The sequence below is a fragment of the Aliiroseovarius sp. genome (assembly GCF_030148435.1).
GTDB lineage: Bacteria > Pseudomonadota > Alphaproteobacteria > Rhodobacterales > Rhodobacteraceae > JASBTN01.
On the sequence record NZ_JASBTN010000072.1, the window covers coordinates 1 to 17,610 of the forward strand.

Below are 17,610 nucleotides of genomic sequence, written 5' to 3' on the forward strand. Positions count from 1 at the left end.
TTATGATCGCGACAAGCCAATCTTCAGTGAAAACGGTGTTCACATCAACGGTATCGAGAGCTTCTGGAGCTATGCAAAACGGCGGCACCAGAAGTTCAACGGGCTTCGGAGAGCCTCGTTTCCGGTGTTTCTGAAAGAAACCGAATTCCGTTTCAACACGCGTGACAGGGACCTCTACAAGATCCTTCTAAAGTCATGTAAAATGAAACCACTCAGGCGCTGAGCTGTGGTAGACCCTGCCAACAATATCCCGGGGGGAGCGCGGTACGCGCGGGGGGCAGCGCCCCCTGCCGCGTACAGCGCGGCCCCCGGCATCAAGATCATTCAATAATCTAAAAATTCCGGGCGGGGATCCCGTCAGTCCAGATAGTCGTCCGCCCGCTGGCCTGCGCGTTCCAGATGCACCGGCAGAACCCGGCCATAGAGCTGGCGCGTTCGCTCGGGGCTGCCGACCATGCCCGGCATTTCCACATAAGAGAAGATCGCCACATGGCGCGCCCGTTTGCCCTTGAGCGGCGCGACCCGGTGCAGCGAATAACGGCCGCGGAAAAGCTGCAGGTCGCCCGGCTCCAGCACCAGGCTGCGCACATTGTCGCGATTGCCGTCCAGCACCGCTTCGACCGCTTCGACCTCCTCGCTGCCGCCCAGGGTGGAGCGCAGGTTGGGCACATATTCGAACTCGCCCCCGGCCTCGGCGTTTTGCAGCGCAAGCGTCACGGTGAAATTGTTGGTGTCGAAATGCCAGGGAAAGCCGTTTCCGGCCCCGGCGGTGTTCACGATCACATCGGCCAGCGGGTCGTCATAGCGAAAGAAACGGTCCTCCGGCTCGCCCAGGGCGCGGCGGATGAAGGTATCGAACCCCGGGAAGTCATGCACCTGCCTCAGCGGCCCGTCCGTGGCAAAATTGTCCGCCGGGATGAACCCGTTCGAACGGTCGAAGAACCGGTTCACCGGGTGGTGTGCGGACAGGCCATCATCCGGTTGGCTGAAATAGACATTCGTGCGCGACCCCGAGGCATGGGCCCGGTCCGCCACGCCCTCGGCCTCGGCCACGCAGGCCCTCACCCCCTCGGGGGTCAGGAACCCCTTCAGCACGGCACAGCCATCATGAGCCAGATCCCCCTGCACATCCGACAGCATATGCGCGAAAGCGGGACTGTCGGGCAGGTCGAGCGGATATTTTGCGAGGTCGATCAGTTGCATGGCTTACCCCCTGATAGGCCTCCTGTTAGGCCCCTGTTCGGAATCACTTCATGACCGGCCTCCTCGGGCTCGTCGTCCAGCATCTCGGGCGGGAAACCGGGGGCGGTAATGTCGAGTCCCGTGGCCTCTTCGAGCCTCTTGATGATGTTGGGGGAAAGCTCGCGTTCTCCGTAGCGCGCGATACCGTCGTCGAAAATCTCGATCATCTTCGGGTTCAGCTCGATCGGCACCTTTGCCCGGTCCGCCACCGCCTGGAACAGGCCGATGTCCTTCTTCACCAGGTCCATGGTGAAGGAAATGTCGCGCGAGCCGTTCAGGATCACCTGGCTTTCGGTCTCGTGGGAAAAGGAGTTGCCGGAGCTGATGCGGATCGCCTCGAAGGCGACATTCAGGTCCATGCCGGCGGCCTTGGCCACCACCAGCGCCTCTGCATTGGCTATCAGATGTGCGGTGGCGAGGTAATTCGTGACCACCTTGAGGATCGAGGCCGAGCCCAGCTCGCCCGTGTGCAGGATGCGCCGCCCCATGGTGGTCAGGATTGGCAGGATGCGCTCGAAGGTCGCCCGGTCACAGCCCGCGAAGATCGAGATATTGCCGGTCGCCGCCCGGTGGCAGCCGCCCGAGACCGGGCAATCCACCGCCGCGCCCCCTCGGGCAATCACCTCGGCGCCCAGACGGCGCACCTCGGCCTCGTCGGTGGTGGACATCTCCATCCAGATCTTGCCTGATGTCACCTCCGGCAGCATCTCGGCCATCACCGCATCCGAGGCGGCGGGCGAGGGCAGGCAGGTGATCACCGCGTCACAGTCATGCATCAGCCGGGCGGGGCCCTCGGTGGCGGTTGCCCCCTTGTCGACGAAACTCTGCACCAGGCCCGCGTCGAGGTCATGCACCACCAGGTCGATGCCGTTGCGCAGGAGGCTGCCCGACAGTTTGCCACCGACATTCCCAAGCCCGATGAAACCGATTTTCATATGAGTTCTCTCCCTGTGTTGTCCTTTCGATGCTGGCGCGCCATTTGCGACAGGTCGCCCGTGTTTGCGACAATTTTGATGTGCATTTCTGCGGAGCGGTTGCGCGGGCGCTCGAGTTGTGCGCGCACCCGCGCGGGCTTACCTTGGTCTGTGAAAGGAGATCGCCATGTCCATCCGTCCCGTTCTGTCCGAAAGCCTGGCCAAACCCACCCTGGAGGGCGCCGGTGTGCACCTGCACCGTGCCTTCGGATTTCACGAGCCCGAGGCCTATGACCCGTTCCTGCTGTTCGATGACTTCCGCAATGACGACCCCGAGAAAAGCCGGGCGGGGTTCCCCTGGCATCCGCACCGCGGGATCGAGACGATCACCTATGTGCTGGCGGGCGAGGTTGAACACCAGGACAGCCTGGGCAACACCGGCCGCCTGGGGGCGGGCGATATCCAGTGGATGACCGCGGGCTCGGGCATCATGCACCAGGAAATGCCGCTGGCGAACGCGCGCGGCCAGATGCACGGGTTCCAGCTCTGGGCCAACCTGCCGCGTGACTTGAAGATGACCGCGCCGAACTACCAGGACGTGCCTTCGGTCGAGATCCCGGAAATCCACGAGGATGACGGCACGGTGGTGCGCGTCGTGGTCGGCAGCTTCTGGGGCCGGCGCGGCCCGGTGGATGGGATTGCCGCGGATCCGCTCTACCTGGACATTTCGGTGTCCGCCGGGGTGAAGAAACGATTTCCCATCGACACGCGGCACCAGGCCTTTGCCTATGTGTTCGAAGGGGCGGGCGCCTTTGCCGATGCCGCCGCGCCGACCGGTGTCCTGCTGGAGAAAGACGTGGCCGGACAGGAGGTCCAGATCCGCGACATGTCCGGCAACCGGACCGTGGTGCGTTTCGGCGCGGGCGACGAGGTGGTGGTGCAGGCGGGCGCGGACGGGCTGCGCTTTCTGCTGGTGGCCGGGGCGCCGATCCGCGAACCGGTGGCCTGGCACGGTCCGATCGTGATGAACACCAGGGACGAGCTGCGCGAAGCAATGCGCGACCTGAGCGAGGGCACGTTCATTCGCGGCTGATCCCGGCGCGTTTGCCCCGCGCCAGAAAACACCGCGCGCGCCTCCAGTCTTTCATCTTTCCTCAAATATCCCGGGGGGAGCGCGGGACGCGCGCGGGGGGCAGAGCCCCCTTGCCGCGCGCAGCGCGGCCACCAGCATAAGAAGTCTTCGAAGACTTCCCCCGGCCGTCCTCAGCGATGGGCCGAAAACAACGCGGCACAGGCGTCATAACAGCGCCCGCGCAGCTCGGGCCCTTCCATCAGCACCTCGTGTTCTGCACCCTTGATCTCTTCGAGTATGCCATTCGACCAGCCCGCCATGCGCCGGCGAATGGCGCTATGGGTGACGATCTTCTCTTCGCTGCCCAGGAAGGTGACGGCTGGCTGTGCGGGGGCGGGCAGGCGGGACAGCGCCGCCATCTCGCGCAGCGCGGCATGGAGCCAGGTCAGCGAGGGGCCGCCCAGGCAAAGCTCGGGATGGGCGCGCGCCTGGCGTTGCATGAATTCATACATGGCGCGGTCTGTGGTAAGGTTGTTGCCCTCGAACGGGTTGGCCAGAACATAGGTTTGCTGCTGGCTATGCGGGGCATAGAATCGGCCCGCGCGGGTCTTGTGGGTCATCCAGGACAGCACCCAGGCGATCGGTCTCTCGTGCGGGGGGAGCTGGATGCCCCACATCGGGGCGGAAAACCCGGCGGCCTTGACCGGAACGCCATTGTAAAGCGCGCGCAGCCCGATGCATCCGCCCATCGAATGGCCCAGCATGTAATAGGGTTCGGGCAGGCTCAGCGCGCCTGCTGCGGCCACCATGGCCTGGATATCCAGCTGGTACTCGTCGAAATGGTCCACGTGACCAAGGTTGTGATCGCGATCAGCCCGGTCCGCCAGCCCCTGACCGCGAACGTCGATCACCAGGGTGGCAAATCCGCGCCGGGCAAGATCACCCGCAGCAGGTCCGTATTTCTCGATATACTCGGTGCGGCCGGGGATCAGCAGGACCGTGCCCTTGGCGCCCTCCGGGCAGGCGTCACCGACAGGGCCGGGCCAGAGCCCGACCCGCAGGCGCACCCCGTCCGAGGCGGTCAGCCAGAAGGCCTCGCCTCCGGCGGGGCCCTCGGCGACATCCTCAAACAGTGGCGCGCGCTCTATCGGGTTGCTCGGCAGGGGATCAGCTCAGCAGGCTGCCCAGTTGCATGGCCTGGCCCATGTCGCCATCGACCGAAAGCTTGCCGGTCATGAAGGCGGTGGTCGGGTTCAGCTCGCCTGCCAGCATCTCCTGGAACGCATCGGCAGCCGCGGTCAGCGTGACCGACGCCTCCTCATCCGAGGCCCGCACGCCATCTGCGTCCACGACGATCGCCCCTTCGCCCTCGATCACGAATTTCGCGGATCCGTCGAAGCCACCGGCCAGTTTTTCGGTCAGAGCGGCCACTGCCGCGTTGATCACGTCGCTCACGTGCATTCCTCCGTTAGGGGGCCGGGAAGTCGGCCTTGATGGGGCGAGTCTAGCGCAGCGTTGTCACGGCGGAAAGAGGATCGCCCGGGGGATGACGTATGGGAATTGGCCGGGTGACGCAACGGCGTTTACGCGAAGGTAAAGCGCGGAGATGAATTTTGGCATGACGCCGCCGCACGCCGTGTCGCGCCTGCGCTATCACCTGCGCGCAATGGGCTGGCCGGGATGCGGCAGAGAGGATAGGCTGGGACCATGATCCGTGCGGCCCTTATATCCCTGGCCCTGCTCCTGCCGCTGCCCGTGTCGGCGCAGCAGGCGACAGACCGGCTGGATGAGCTGTTTGCCCAGCTCGCCCAGGCGGAAGAGGACAGCTGGGAGGTGATCGAGGCGGAACTTGACCGGCTGCTGGCCGCTTCGGGATCGCCAAGCATGGATCTTTTGCTGGAGCGCGGCCGGCTGGCGATGCAGGACGAGCGCCCCGATGATGCGGTCGAGCATCTGACCGCGTTGACGGACCATGCACCGGAGTTTGCCGAGGGCTGGTATGCCCGGGCCACCGCGCTCTACCTGACCGGACGGGTCGGACCCGCGCTGGCCGATCTGCAACGCACCCTGGTGCTTGAGCCGCGCCATTACCGGGCCATCACCGGGCTTGCGGTGATCCTCGAAGAAACCGGAAAGCCCCGTCGCGCCCTCGAGGTGTACCGGCGCGCCCTTGCTATACATCCCCAGGCCCCCGACATAAAAGAGGCCGTGGAGCGGCTCGAAGCGGCGCTTCTGAAGGAAATCTGACCAGCCGAAAAGGGCAGCATGATGGGCGGTTCCCCCTCCAGAATCACTGCGGTTCTGGGACCGACGAACACCGGCAAGACGCATTACGCGATCGAACGCATGCTGGGGTATCGCACCGGCGTGATCGGGCTGCCTTTGCGCCTGCTCGCGCGCGAGGTCTATGACAAGATCGTCGCCAAGCGGGGCCCGAATGTGGTCGCGCTGGTAACAGGCGAGGAACGGATCGTGCCGGAGCGCGCCCGGTACTGGGTCTGCACGGTCGAGGCGATGCCCGAGGGCATGGGTACGGATTTCCTGGGCGTCGATGAAATCCAGCTCTGTGCCGATCCCGAACGCGGCCATGTCTTTACCGATCGGCTGCTGCGCGCGCGTGGCACCCACGAGACCCTGTTCATGGGCGCCGATACGATGCGGGGCGCAATTGCCGCCCTGGTGCCTGACGCGCAATTCGTGCACCGCGAGCGGTTCTCGGAACTGGTTTATGGCGGCGCGAAGAAGATCAGCCGGATGCCGTCGCGCTCGGCCATTGTCGGCTTTTCTGTCGAGAACCTCTATGCCATCGCGGAACTCATGCGCCGCCAGAAGGGTGGGGTGGCGGTGGTCATGGGCGCGCTCAGCCCGCGTACGCGCAACGCGCAGGTGGTGATGTATCAGAACGGGGACGTCGATTACCTGGTTGCCACCGATGCGATCGGCATGGGGCTGAACCTGGACATCAACCACGTGGCCTTTTCCGCCACCACCAAGTTCGATGGCCGCCGGATGCGCCCGCTGGCCGCAAATGAGCTGGCCCAGATTGCGGGCCGGGCCGGGCGGCACATGAACCACGGCTCCTTCGGTGTGACCGGCGAGGCCCCGCCGCTGGAGCCCGAGGTGGTCGAGGCGATTTCCGAGCACCGATTCACCCCGCTGAAAAAGCTCAACTGGCGCAATCACCGGCTGGAATTCGGCTCGATCGAACGTCTGATCCAGTCGCTGGAAGGGTCCACCGACCATGAACGGCTGATGCGCGCACGTGACGCAGATGATCTTCTGGCGCTGAAGGCCCTGTCGCAGGAGACCGAGGTGATGGCCCGCGCCAGCGATGGCGCATCGGTGCGCCTTTTGTGGGATGTCTGCAGGGTGCCGGACTTCCGGGGCATCTCACATGCCGAACATGCCTCTCTTTTGTCGAATATTTTCAATGACCTGCACCAGCATGGAGCGGTGCGGGAGGATTGGTTCGCCCGCCGGGTCAAGCGCATCGACCGCACGGATGGCGACATCGACACATTGTCGAAACGATTGGCATATATCCGCACATGGACCTATGTCGCGCAGCGTCGTGACTGGTTGGACGATGTAACCCATTGGCGGGGCGAGACTCGTGCTGTAGAAGATCGCCTGTCAGACGCGCTGCATACGGCGCTGACCAAACGATTTGTTGACCGGCGCACATCAGTGCTTTTGCGCCGGTTGAAGCAGAAGGAGGGCCTTGTGGCCGACGTGAACGACAAGGGTGAAGTGACGGTGGAAGGCGAATTCGTCGGCCGTCTGGAAGGGTTCCGGTTCAGCCAGGACAAGGCTGCGACCCCGGAAGAGGCAAAGACCCTGCGGGCAGCGTCGCTCCAGGCATTGGCGCCGGAGTTCCATCTGCGCGCGGACCGTTTCTATAACGCGCCCGATACCGAGCTGGACTTTACCGAACAGGGTGGCCTCATGTGGGGCGAACATGCGGTCGGCAAGCTGGTCAAGGGCGACGACGTGCTGCGCCCGCGCGTGCAGGCCTTTGTCGATGACGAGGCCGGCGCGGATGTGGCCGAGAAGGTTACGCGCCGCCTGCAGCATTTCATCGACCGCAAGATCACCGCCCTGTTCGAGCCGCTTGAGGCCCTGCAGAAGGACGAGGCCCTGGTAGGGCTGGCCCGTGGCTTTGCCTTCCAGATGGTCGAGGCGCTGGGCGTCATCCCGCGTGACCAGGTGGCCCAGGACGTCAAGGCATTGGATCAGGACGCCCGTGGTTCGCTGCGCAAGCACGGCATCCGCTTTGGCCAGTTCACCGTGTTCATGCCGCTTCTTCTGAAACCCGCACCGACGCGCCTGCGCCTGGTGCTGACCTCGCTGTTCGAAGGGCTGGACGAGTTCCCCGAAGCGCCGCCAGCCGGTCTGGTCACAATTCCGGTGTTGCCCGCGATCGACGTGGCGACCTATAGCCGTGGCGGCTACCGCGTGGCCGGTGAACGCGCGATCCGCATCGACATGCTGGAGCGCCTGGCCGATCAGCTGCGCGCCGAGGACAGCCGCGGGGGCTTCGAGGCCAAACCCGACATGCTGTCGATCACCGGCATGACGCTGGAACAGTTCGCCGACCTGATGCAGGGGCTGGGCTATAAGGCCGAAAAGGGCGAGCGCGAAAAGGTCAAGGGCCCGTCCGAGACGCCCGCGAAGGATGCAGCGACCGAAGAGGTCAAACCGGCCGAACCCGCTGCCGAACCCGCTGCCGAGGCAACGATCGAGGCGACGGTCGAGGACGCTCCCGATGCCGCCGAAGCGCCGCAAGCCGTTGAAACAGAAGCGAAACCCGCCGAGGACGATCCCGAAGCCAAGTCGTCCGATCAACCGGACGCGCCGGTCTTGGAGGTCTTCTATACCTTTACCTGGGGCGGCTTTGGCCGTCGCCAGGGCGGCCAGGGGCGCCGGGGTCAGCAGGGGCAGGGCGCCCGTGGTGGCGACCGCAAGCCCGGCGACAAGCCGCGCGGCAAGGGGGGACCGAAGGGCGGCAAGCCGAAAGGACGCCGCGATGATCGCGGCGGCGGCAACAAGCCCAAGACCTTCCAGTCGCGCCCGCCGAAGAAGGAAAAGGCCATCGATCCCGACAACCCCTTTGCCGCTGCGCTGATGGGGTTGAAGGACAAGTCCTGAGTGGCCCCCGACCCCAAGATGCGGTCGAAAATGAGAGCGGACAAGTGGCTCTGGCACGCGCGTTTCTTCAAGACGCGCGGCCTGGCCACGAAACTGATCTCTGCCGGTCATCTCAGGGTCAATTCCGACAAGGTCGCCAAGCCTGCCCACGGGGTCGGGCCTGGCGACGTGCTGACCTTTCCACAGGGACGCCGGATTCGCGTGGTACGCATCACCGCCCTGTCGGACCGCCGCGGCCCCGCGCCGGAAGCGCAGACATTGTACGAGGATCTGACTCCCGAAGAGGAAAAACGTCCCCCCGCACCGCGTTTCGAGGGAAAGGGGCGCCCGAGTGGGAAAGATCGCCGCAACGCACGTCTTTACGACCCGACCCGGCTTGATTGATCGCGCGCTCTGGCATAAGCCCGTGCGCAACGAAGCTCTGAAAAGGTGCCTTTATGACCTACGTCGTCCTGGATAACTGCATCGCCTGCAAATACACCGACTGTGTCGAAGTTTGCCCCGTGGACTGTTTCTACGAGGGGGAAAACATGCTGGTGATCCACCCCGACGAATGTATCGACTGCGGTGTCTGCGAACCCGAATGCCCCGCCGATGCGATCCGCCCGGACACCGAGGCCGGGATGGAGCCATGGGTCGAGTTCAACCGAAAATACTCCGAGCTCTGGCCGGTCATCGTCGAACGCAAGGACCCGCTTCCCGGGGCCGAGGAGCACGACGGCGAAGAGGGCAAGCGCGAGAAATACTTCTCGGAAGCGCCCGGCGGCTGACCGGGCGACGGTGCGGCGACCCCGCGCAAATGATTCGCCGGACAGGTGAATTCCGGTGATGAGGGCATGACAAAATCCGGGGAGTAGCCCGGAAAAGCAGCGAAATCCCCCCTTTCTGCATTGCGGCGATTTGAAAGGGGCCGGATTTTGTGTTATGTTGTTCAGTGAAATGAAACCGATGGCTTGAGGTGGGGCGCCGTGTCTGGCGCCCGATCAATTTCGGAAAACCGATAGGGACACCAGGGGATACATCCGTATGCCCGGGGTGTTTTTGTCGCTTTGGATGAACAGGCCGCAAGAGAAAGACCATCCATGAGCAAAGCCAAGAAGCTTGATTTCCGTCCCAACGAGTTCGTCGTCTATCCGGCCCATGGCGTCGGCAAGATCATCTCGATCGAGGAACAGGACATCGCCGGCCTGCAGCTGGAGCTGTTCGTGATTTCCTTTGAAAAGGACAAGATGACCCTGCGGGTGCCGACCAACAAGGCGACCGAGGTGGGCATGCGGTCCCTGTCCAGCCCGGACGTGGTGTCCAAGGCGATGGACACGCTGAAGGGCAAGGCCCGGGTAAAACGCGCCATGTGGTCGCGCCGGGCCCAGGAATATGAACAGAAGATCAACTCGGGCGACCTGATCGCGATTGCCGAGGTGGTGCGCGACCTGCACCGCAACGACGACCAGCGCGAGCAGAGCTATTCCGAGCGTCAGCTTTACGAAGCCGCGCTGGAGCGCCTGACCCGTGAAGTCGCCGCCGTGGGCGGCGGGGACGAACTGGCCGCGCAGAAGAAGGTGGGCGACGTCCTGACCTCGCGCGCTGCCTGATCTGTTCGCGAAACTCCTGAAAACCGCCGTGCCCTGCCGGGTGCGGCGGTTTTTCCTTGGGCGATCCGGCTCGGGCCTGTCAGGGACCGGCCGGAGCAGCTACGGCGGCAATGGCGGCCAGCGCCATGATCTCTGTCACCTGTTGCGTCGCGCCCAGAATGTCGCCGGTCTGTCCCCCGATCTTGGCACGGGCAAGAATGGCCAGGGCGAGGGCGGCGAGGCTTGCGGTCACGGCCGAGGCGAGCCAGGCGGCGGGTCCGGTCAGAAACAGGCTCAGGGTCAGGGCAACGCCGATCCCCAGCGCAGCGGTGGCCCGGGACGGACGACCCACGCTGTCGGACAGCCCTTCGCCACGCGCATTGCGCAGCGCGGCCATGACAGTGCCCATGGCGGCGCGGCTCAGGGCTCCGCTGGCCACCAGCGCAAGCAGGGCCTGGCCGGTGGCAAAGAGGGTGGAAAGAGCGGCAAAGCGCAGGAGCAGCGCAAGCACCAGGGCAATCGTGCCATAGGCACCGATCGCGCTGTCCTTCATGATCTCGAGCCGCCGCTCGCGGGTGTAGCCACCCCAGAGCCCGTCCGCCGTGTCTGCCAGGCCGTCCTCATGCATCGCCCCGGTCAGCATGACCTGGGTCACAAGGGTGAGCCCGGCGGCAAAGCCCGGCGGGGTGCCGAGAGACCAGGCGATGAGCCCCGCCAGTCCCGCCAGAAACCCAACCAGGGCGCCCGCCAGGGGCCAGGCCCAGGCGGCCCGCGCACCCCGTGCCCGGTCGCGGGCGAAATCGACCTTGATCGGCAGTCGGGTCAAAAGTCCCAAGGCGGCGGGGATATCCTCTGGCGCGGCCAGGTGCATGTCGCGTTTTGTCATGGATATGTCCCCCGGGGCTGGTCGGTCTGTCATGGCATCGGTAAACACTGCGGGGAACGGAATCAATCGGGGAGGCGGGCATGGCACCGTTTGCGACTTTGGCGGGATTTCAGGCGCAGCTTCAGGGCGCGCCCGGGCCGGATACGGCGGCGCGTGCCGCGGCCGAGGAGCGCAACGGACAGCTGACCAAGCCTCCGGGCGCGTTGGGCCGACTGGAAGAGCTGGCGATCTGGTACGCCGGCTGGGCTGGCACCGCCCGCCCGTCGATGGACCGCCCGCAGGTCATCGTCTTTGCCGGCAATCACGGGGTTACGGCGCGTGGCGTCTCGGCCTTTCCGGCAGAGGTGACGGAGCAGATGGTGCTGAACTTTCAGCACGGCGGTGCGGCGATCAACCAGCTGTCCAAGGCCTTTGGTGCCTCGATGGACGTGCACCCCCTGACACTGGAAACCCCCACTGCGGATTTCACCGAAGGTGCCGCGATGAGCGAAGACGAGGTCGTCGCGGCGCTGGCCACCGGCTGGGACGCGGTGGATGCCGAGGCCGACCTGGTGGTCGTGGGCGAAATGGGCATCGGCAACACCACTTCGGCCGCCGCCATTGCCCATGCGCTGTTCGGTGGGGCCGCCACAGACTGGACCGGGCGCGGCACCGGTGTGAATGACGACGGGCTGACCCTGAAGACCCAGGTGGTGGCCGAAGGGCTCGCGGCCAACCCGCAGGCGGTGGACAACGGGCTGGAGGCGCTGCGCTGCCTTGGCGGGCGCGAGCTTGCCGGCATGGCCGGGGCCATCGCCCGTGCGCGGGTCGAAGGCATTCCGGTGATCCTGGACGGGTTCATCTGCACCGCCTCGGCCGCCTGCCTGGAACAAGCGGTTCCCGGCGCACTCGATCACGCGGTGGCGGGGCATGTCTCGGCGGAAGCGGCCCATGGCAAGGTGCTCCATGCCCTGGGCAAGGATCCGATCCTGGGGCTGGGCATGCGTCTGGGCGAGGGGTCGGGCGGGGCGCTGGCGATCGGTATCCTCAAGGGTGCGCTGGCCTGTCATTCCGGCATGGCCACCTTTGCCGAGGCGGGCGTCAGCGACGGCTGAGCCCGTGCACCGCCCGTGACGCGCGCCCCCGTGGGGCCGCGATCACCCGCCCGTCTTGTCGCCCCTGTCGGGATCTTCGGAGAAGAGCTGGGTCAGAAGCGCGGTTTCCAGATCCTTCTCCAGCTCCATCGCGCGCTGCACGTAGCCCTCGTTTTGCGCCATCGGCGTATCCGGATCCCAGAGGTGGGCCAGTTCGCGGATCGTGTAGCGGTCGTGTTTGAAGAACATGCGTTCGACCTCGCTGGCCTCGAAATCGGAAAGACCGATGTTTTCCAGCACATAGCGCCCGGCCCGCAGCGAACTGTCGAACAGCTCGCGCACGATGTCATTGGCCCCGGCCTTGTAGAGCTCATAGACATGGGTGCGCCCGGCGGCGCGCACGACGATATGCAGGTCGGGGCGCTGCTGGCGGGCGTGGCGCACGATGCGGGTGGCGGCGTCGGGATTGTTCACCGTGACGACCAGAACCTCGGCCGTCGCCAGCCCCGCGGCGTTCAGCAGTTCCGGCCGGGTCGGATCACCGTAGAAGCTCTTGACCCCAAGGCGGCGCAACTGCTTGATCCGGCTTAGGTTGTTGTCCAGAACGGTCGTGTCGAAACCGGCCGAGCGCACCAGCCGGTTGACGACCTGTCCAAAGCGCCCGGCGCCGACAATGATGATGCTGTGGGTCTCGTCGATCTCATCCTGTGTTTCCTGTACGCCGTGTTCGGCCAGGGATTTCGACAGGATGTCGTGCAGGATGAAAAACAGCGGGGTCAGCAACATCGACAGGGTGATGACCGTGAGCAGCCCGTTTGCCGTGCCCGCCTCGACCGCCCCCTGCTGCAAGCCGAAACTGGTCAGAACGAAGCCGAACTCGCCAGCCTGCGCCAGCCCCAGGGTGAACAGCCAGATGTCACGCCCCCTGAGGCCGAAAAGCCTGCCCAGGGCAAACAGCACAACACCCTTCAGCGCCATCAGCGTGAGGGCGAGGGACAGAAGTTGGCCCGGGGCTGCCAGAAAGGCGGTGACATTGATGCCCGCGCCCACGGTGATGAAGAACAGGCCGAGCAGAAGCCCCTTGAAGGGCTGGATATCGCTTTCCAGCTCGTGACGGAATTCCGAGTTGGCCAGCACCACGCCGGCCAGGAAGGTGCCGAGCGCGGGGGAGAGGCCGACCGCGTTCATCATCACCGCGATCGACACGACGATCAACAGGGCGAAGGCCGTGTGCATCTCGCGCAACCGCGCAGTGTCGATGAAATGGAACAGGGGCCGCACCAGGTACACTCCGCCCAATATGATGGCCCCGACCGCGCCCAGGGTGACAAGGGTCACGCCCCAGCCGGGCAGCCCGTCGACCAGCGACAGGGTGGCGTGTTCGTCCCCGGCATACAGGCCCGGGTAGAGGGCCAGCAGCGGCAGCACGGCCAGCATCGGAATCACCGCAATGTCCTGGGTCAGCAGGACAGAGAAACTGGCCCGCCCGCCGCCGGTCGGCATCAGTTCCTTTTCGGTCAGGGTCTGCAGCACGATGGCGGTCGAGCTGAGGGAAAAGATCATGCCGATCGCCAGGGCCTCGGGCAGGGCCCACCCCACCGCCCAGAGCGCGCCGGTGATCAGCCCCATGGTCACGGTGATCTGCAACCCGCCCAGGCCCAGCAGGCGGTGGCGCATATCCCAGAGCGCGCGGGGCTCCAGCTCGAGCCCGATCAGAAACAGCATCATCACCACGCCAAACTCGGCGAAATGCTGCAAGTCCTGCGTTTCGGTTCCGACCAGGCCCAGCACCGGGCCGATCGCGATCCCGGCCAGCAGGTATCCCAGCACCGATCCCAACCCCAGGCGCGACGCCAGGGGCACTGCAATCACCGCGGCGCCGAGATAAATGGTGGCCTGAAACAGAAAACTTTCCATGTAGCGGGTATTGCAAGGGTTCCCGGGCTTGGCAATGGCGGATTGTCGCAGGCCGCCCGGAGGAGCACCGTCCCACCGGGGGCAGAGCCGGACGGGGGCATGATCCCCGTTCGGCCTCCGAAAACCCGCAGGGCCTGCTAGAAGGCATCCCCCTCCAACCCGCGAATGGCGTTGGACAGGCCGGCGATCCGGTCAAGCTGCGCGCTGATCCTCTCCTGAAACAGGCCAAGCTGTGCGATGATGTCCGTCAACGCATCGCCCGATTCCGGCAGGCGTGCGCTTTCGATCTTGCACATGACCCGGGTGGAGCTGAGCCCGAGCACGTGGCGATGCATGACGTTACAGGCCTTGAGAATGCGGTCCGCCTCGTCACGCACATCGCGCAGGCCCCGGCGCGACTTTTCTGCATAGTCGCGGACCATTGCCGCCAGGATCTTTCGTTCCGCATCAATATCCACGCTGCCCAGCTCCCTGCGTTCGCGGTTCAGCTGCCCGTCGCATTCCTGCAGCACCCGGGCCATGCATTCGAGGAAAAGCGAATGGTTCACACTGCCGCGGATCGTCGCGAAATTGCTGTCCTTGCCCAGCACGTGGTGGGAAAACCAGTCCGACATCTCGCGCGACATGGCGCCATAGTTCTGCGACAGGGTGGTGACTGGTCCGCCGGTTGGCTCCAGCCGCGAGGCAATGACACGCAGATTGTGCGGTATGGTGCGCATTGCTTCGAATTCGCGGATCAGATCGTCGGTCTGGATGGCCAGGTCATCGGCGTTTTGCAGCATTTGCTGCAATTCACGCACACGCGGATCCGGTGCGTTTCCCAGCCCGGCGTGGCGCGCGGTCAGCTCGGTGCTGAGCGCGTGAGCCGCGAACAGGTGGTATTTCTCGTACCCCAGTTCCTGCAGCCGTGCGCAAAGGATCATCGCGCTCTGTTCCGGGCTGAGGTCTTCCTCCCGTTCCGCCTTCAGCAGCGCGGCATATTCCGCCTTCACCGTTTCGAGGATCGGGCTGGTGGGTTTGATCCGCGCCGAAAGATAGCCGCCCTCGCAGGGCACCACCACCGCATAGACCCAATAGTACAGCCCGTCCTTGGCCCGGTTCTTGACATAGGCGCCCATCGAACGCCCCTTTTTCAGCGTGTCCCAGAGCAGCCAGAAGACCCCGCGAGGCATGTCCGGGTGGCGGATGATCCTGTGCGGGGCGTTCAGCATCTCTTCCCATTCGAAACCGGCAACCCGGTGGAAGATATAGTTGCCCGCCGTGATCACGCCGCGGTCGTCGGTGCGCGAAAAGAAGGTTTCATCCAGCGCGTAGGGGGCTTCGCCGGAGGTCGGTCGTTTCGGGAGGCGGCGGTCGACATAGGACACGGGGCGGATCCAATCACTGCGGGGGCTGTTGCCTCGAATCTCTACCGCAGAAGGCTTTTCGTAAGGTTAATTTCCCCCGGGTTCCCCCTTGCCAATCCCGGTCATGTTGGCAGCGGAGCATCCGGTTTCAGCTGGTCCATGACGATCTGGCTTTGCACCCGGGCCACCGCCGGATGGGGCAACAAAACCTGGTGGATCAGCCGGTTCAGGGCCGGCAGATCCTCGCAATAGACGCGCAGCAGATAGTCGGCCTCGCCGGTCAGGGTCCAGGCCGAGATCACCTCGCGCCGCGCCGCGATCAGCTGGGCGAAGGCGCGGGCGGCCTCGGGGGCGTGGCTGGCCATCTGCACCTGCACGAAACTCTGCACATGCAGCCCCACACGGGTGGGATCAAGCCGCGCGGCGTAGCCCAGGATATAGCCCTGTTCCTCGAGCCGCTGACGCCTCCGACCGGCCTGGGACGCTGACAGGTTCAGCCGCTCTCCCAGCTCCTGGGCGGTCAGGTGGGCATCCTTCTGCAACGCGTCCAGAAGCCGTGAGTCTGTATCATCGAGCATGCGTGTCTCCCGCGTGTTTTAGCCATACTATGCGGAATTGCCGCAAAACTCACGGGGTTTTGACGGGTAAACGCGCGGAATTTCCGCGTGGCCTGCGTCAAAATGACTTCAGAAACACTTAACATGTTATAGGAGACACCATGGGCCCCTTCCCGCATGATGCCCCGCGCGCCACGATTTCCGCGGAAAACCCCGCCGGCACCGACGGGTTCGAATTCGTCGAATTTGCCCATCCCGAGCCGCAGGAGCTGCGCGATCTGTTCACCCGCATGGGGTTCGTGCATGCCGCCAATCACAAGACCCGCGCGATCGAGCTGTGGCAGCAGGGGGATGTCTCCTACCTGATCAACATGGAGCCGGGCAGCCATGCCGCGGCCTTCATCGAGGAGCACGGCCCCTGCGCCCCGTCGATGGGTTGGCGTGTGGTGGATGCCGGGCACGCCTTCGACCACGCGGTCAAGATGGGCGCCAAGCCCTATGAAGGGCCGGGCAAGGCGATGGATGTGCCGGCGATCTACGGGATTGGCGGATCGCTGATCTATTTCATCGACCAGTATTACGACACCTGCGCCTATAATGACGAGTTTGACTGGGTCGACAGCGCCCACCCGAAAGGTGTCGGCTTCTATTACCTCGATCATCTGACCCACAATGTGTTCAAGGGCAATATGGACACGTGGTTCAGGTTCTACGGCGACCTGTTCAACTTCCATGAAATCCGCTTCTTTGACATCCAGGGCAAATATACCGGGCTGCTGTCGCGCGCGTTGACCTCGCCCTGTGGCAAGATCCGCATCCCGATCAACGAGGATCGCGGCGAAGAGGGCCAGATCGTGGCCTACCTGAAGAAGTACAAGGGCGAGGGCATTCAGCATATCGCGGTGGGCACGGATGACATCTATGCGTCGGTGGACGCGATTGCCGATCGCGGGCTGAAATTCATGCCCGGCCCGAACGAAGCCTATTACGACATGTCCTATGACCGCGTGACGGGGCACGAGGAGCCGAAAGAGGCGATGATGAAACACGGCATCCTGATCGACGGCGAAGGGGTCGTCGGTGGGGGCGAGACGAAATGCCTGTTGCAGATCTTCTCGAAAACCGTGATTGGGCCGATCTTTTTCGAATTCATCCAGCGCAAGGGCGATGACGGGTTCGGCGAAGGCAATTTCAAGGCGTTGTTTGAATCGATCGAGCGCGAGCAGATCGAAAACGGGGAACTGTCGGCAGCCACGGACAGCGCTGCGTGACAGTCATGATCCGGCGGCCTGCGCGTCCGGTGCGGGCCTGACCACTCACGAAGAAGCCGGGCGCCTGCAGCATGCGGGCGCCCGTCGTCCATTGCGACCTGTCCGGCCAAATCCGGTTACTGGATCAGGATCGATCCACGCTGATAGGCGCCCCCATCCTCGCTGCCATCATCGTAGATGACCCGCACGGAGACGTCATTCACCGATCCCAGCGGAAAGCTGAGGAAGGGCAGGTAGCCATCGGCCTTCTGCGCGTTCGGCACCGCCTCGTCCCGATAACAGGGTTCGGCGTCCAGGGCGGTTTCAGCGCCGCCATTCACCGTGTAGAAGATCCGGTCCATGCCGCAGCGCCAGGCCAGCAGGTTGGTAAAATAGAGCAGGTCGCGCCCGTCATATTCACGCACGGCGACCCAGCGGTCCTTGGTGGCCGACAGCATCGGCTTCACCTCGGCCGCCGAGGTGAATTGCTGCGCCATGGCCGGCCCGGCCAGAAGCGCTGCCGCCAGGAAACCTGTCTTAAAGTTCATCCGCGTCCCTCCTTCGTGCTAATGGCATAAGAATCTGTCCCAAGCGACGTGTTCCACCATATAGTGACAGAACTATTTCGTGCAGG

At 64.5% G+C, this 17,610-nt stretch carries 17 protein-coding genes and 1 pseudogene; 9 read left to right on the forward strand and 9 right to left on the reverse strand.

The annotated features are described in order from the left end of the window. Positions 1-223, forward strand: a pseudogene (locus tag Q1V43_RS13060) (IS1595 family transposase); the annotation flags it as partial. Between the two features lie 134 nt (positions 224-357). On the opposite strand, the gene Q1V43_RS13065 reads toward Q1V43_RS13060, so the two are convergent. Together Q1V43_RS13065 and Q1V43_RS13070 are read right to left on the reverse strand one after the other, a co-directional pair. After that, the gene (locus Q1V43_RS13065) at positions 358-1,203 is read right to left on the reverse strand and encodes a hypothetical protein (protein WP_300518731.1); all 846 of its coding nucleotides are present in this window, start codon (positions 1,201-1,203) and stop codon (positions 358-360) included. Next, a complete protein-coding gene (locus Q1V43_RS13070) occupies positions 1,194-2,177 on the reverse strand; it encodes an NAD(P)-dependent oxidoreductase (protein ID WP_300518733.1) in 984 nt (327 codons plus the stop codon). Before Q1V43_RS13070 ends, Q1V43_RS13065 begins: the two co-directional genes overlap by 10 nt. Before the next feature lie 166 nt (positions 2,178-2,343). Between Q1V43_RS13070 and Q1V43_RS13075 the strand changes: the two genes are divergently transcribed. Then, a complete protein-coding gene (locus Q1V43_RS13075; protein ID WP_300518735.1) occupies positions 2,344-3,249 on the forward strand; it encodes a pirin family protein in 906 nt (301 codons plus the stop codon). Positions 3,250-3,419: 170 nt separating this feature from the next. Here Q1V43_RS13075 and Q1V43_RS13080 read toward each other — a convergent pair whose 3' ends face one another. Both Q1V43_RS13080 and Q1V43_RS13085 read right to left on the reverse strand, forming a co-directional pair. Beyond that, positions 3,420-4,295 (reverse strand): alpha/beta hydrolase, encoded by an 876-nt coding sequence (locus Q1V43_RS13080; protein ID WP_300518738.1) that lies wholly within the window; start codon positions 4,293-4,295, stop codon positions 3,420-3,422. 100 nt (positions 4,296-4,395) lie between these two features. Next, a complete protein-coding gene (locus Q1V43_RS13085) occupies positions 4,396-4,683 on the reverse strand; it encodes an SCP2 sterol-binding domain-containing protein (protein ID WP_300518741.1) in 288 nt (95 codons plus the stop codon). Between the two features lie 252 nt (positions 4,684-4,935). Here Q1V43_RS13085 and Q1V43_RS13090 point away from each other — a divergent pair, with 252 nt between their 5' ends. From Q1V43_RS13090 to Q1V43_RS13110, 5 genes are all read left to right on the forward strand, one after another. Next, complete coding sequence (locus Q1V43_RS13090) at positions 4,936-5,475, forward strand: tetratricopeptide repeat protein (RefSeq protein ID WP_300518744.1); 540 nt, start codon at positions 4,936-4,938, stop codon at positions 5,473-5,475. A gap of 21 nt (positions 5,476-5,496) precedes the next feature. After that, the gene (locus Q1V43_RS13095) at positions 5,497-8,376 is read left to right on the forward strand and encodes a helicase-related protein (protein WP_300518747.1); all 2,880 of its coding nucleotides are present in this window, start codon (positions 5,497-5,499) and stop codon (positions 8,374-8,376) included. Positions 8,377-8,406: 30 nt separating this feature from the next. Beyond that, positions 8,407-8,760 (forward strand): RNA-binding S4 domain-containing protein, encoded by a 354-nt coding sequence (locus tag Q1V43_RS13100; RefSeq protein WP_300518749.1) that lies wholly within the window; start codon positions 8,407-8,409, stop codon positions 8,758-8,760. Positions 8,761-8,813: 53 nt separating this feature from the next. Beyond that, positions 8,814-9,146 carry a ferredoxin FdxA gene (fdxA, locus tag Q1V43_RS13105; protein WP_300518752.1) on the forward strand — a complete coding sequence of 111 codons (333 nt, stop codon included), beginning with the start codon at positions 8,814-8,816 and terminating at the stop codon, positions 9,144-9,146. A 312-nt stretch (positions 9,147-9,458) separates the two neighbouring features. After that, positions 9,459-9,968 carry a CarD family transcriptional regulator gene (locus tag Q1V43_RS13110; RefSeq protein WP_300518755.1) on the forward strand — a complete coding sequence of 170 codons (510 nt, stop codon included), beginning with the start codon at positions 9,459-9,461 and terminating at the stop codon, positions 9,966-9,968. 79 nt (positions 9,969-10,047) lie between these two features. On the opposite strand, the gene cobS is transcribed toward Q1V43_RS13110, so the two are convergent. Beyond that, positions 10,048-10,833, reverse strand: a complete 786-nt coding sequence (gene cobS / locus Q1V43_RS13115) for an adenosylcobinamide-GDP ribazoletransferase (RefSeq protein WP_300518758.1) — start codon at positions 10,831-10,833, stop codon at positions 10,048-10,050. Positions 10,834-10,913: 80 nt separating this feature from the next. On the opposite strand from cobS, the gene cobT reads away from it, so the two are divergent. Further along, positions 10,914-11,927: a nicotinate-nucleotide--dimethylbenzimidazole phosphoribosyltransferase gene (gene cobT / locus Q1V43_RS13120; protein ID WP_300518761.1), complete on the forward strand. Its 1,014-nt coding sequence runs from the start codon at positions 10,914-10,916 to the stop codon at positions 11,925-11,927. 42 nt (positions 11,928-11,969) lie between these two features. On the opposite strand, the gene Q1V43_RS13125 is transcribed toward cobT, so the two are convergent. From Q1V43_RS13125 to Q1V43_RS13135, 3 genes are all read right to left on the reverse strand, one after another. Further along, positions 11,970-13,823, reverse strand: a complete 1,854-nt coding sequence (locus Q1V43_RS13125) for a cation:proton antiporter (protein WP_300518763.1) — start codon at positions 13,821-13,823, stop codon at positions 11,970-11,972. A 137-nt stretch (positions 13,824-13,960) separates the two neighbouring features. Further along, positions 13,961-15,190, reverse strand: coding sequence for a PAS domain-containing protein (locus Q1V43_RS13130; RefSeq protein WP_300518766.1), 1,230 nt, complete (start codon positions 15,188-15,190; stop codon positions 13,961-13,963). A 101-nt stretch (positions 15,191-15,291) separates the two neighbouring features. Further along, positions 15,292-15,747: an Lrp/AsnC family transcriptional regulator gene (locus Q1V43_RS13135; RefSeq protein WP_300518768.1), complete on the reverse strand. Its 456-nt coding sequence runs from the start codon at positions 15,745-15,747 to the stop codon at positions 15,292-15,294. A 140-nt stretch (positions 15,748-15,887) separates the two neighbouring features. Between Q1V43_RS13135 and hppD the strand changes: the two genes are divergently transcribed. Beyond that, positions 15,888-16,997, forward strand: a complete 1,110-nt coding sequence (gene hppD / locus Q1V43_RS13140; RefSeq protein WP_300518770.1) for a 4-hydroxyphenylpyruvate dioxygenase — start codon at positions 15,888-15,890, stop codon at positions 16,995-16,997. 116 nt (positions 16,998-17,113) lie between these two features. Here the strand turns inward: hppD and Q1V43_RS13145 are convergent, their stop codons facing one another. Next, complete coding sequence (locus Q1V43_RS13145) at positions 17,114-17,524, reverse strand: hypothetical protein (protein ID WP_300518771.1); 411 nt, start codon at positions 17,522-17,524, stop codon at positions 17,114-17,116. Between the last annotated feature and the right edge of the window lie 86 nt (positions 17,525-17,610).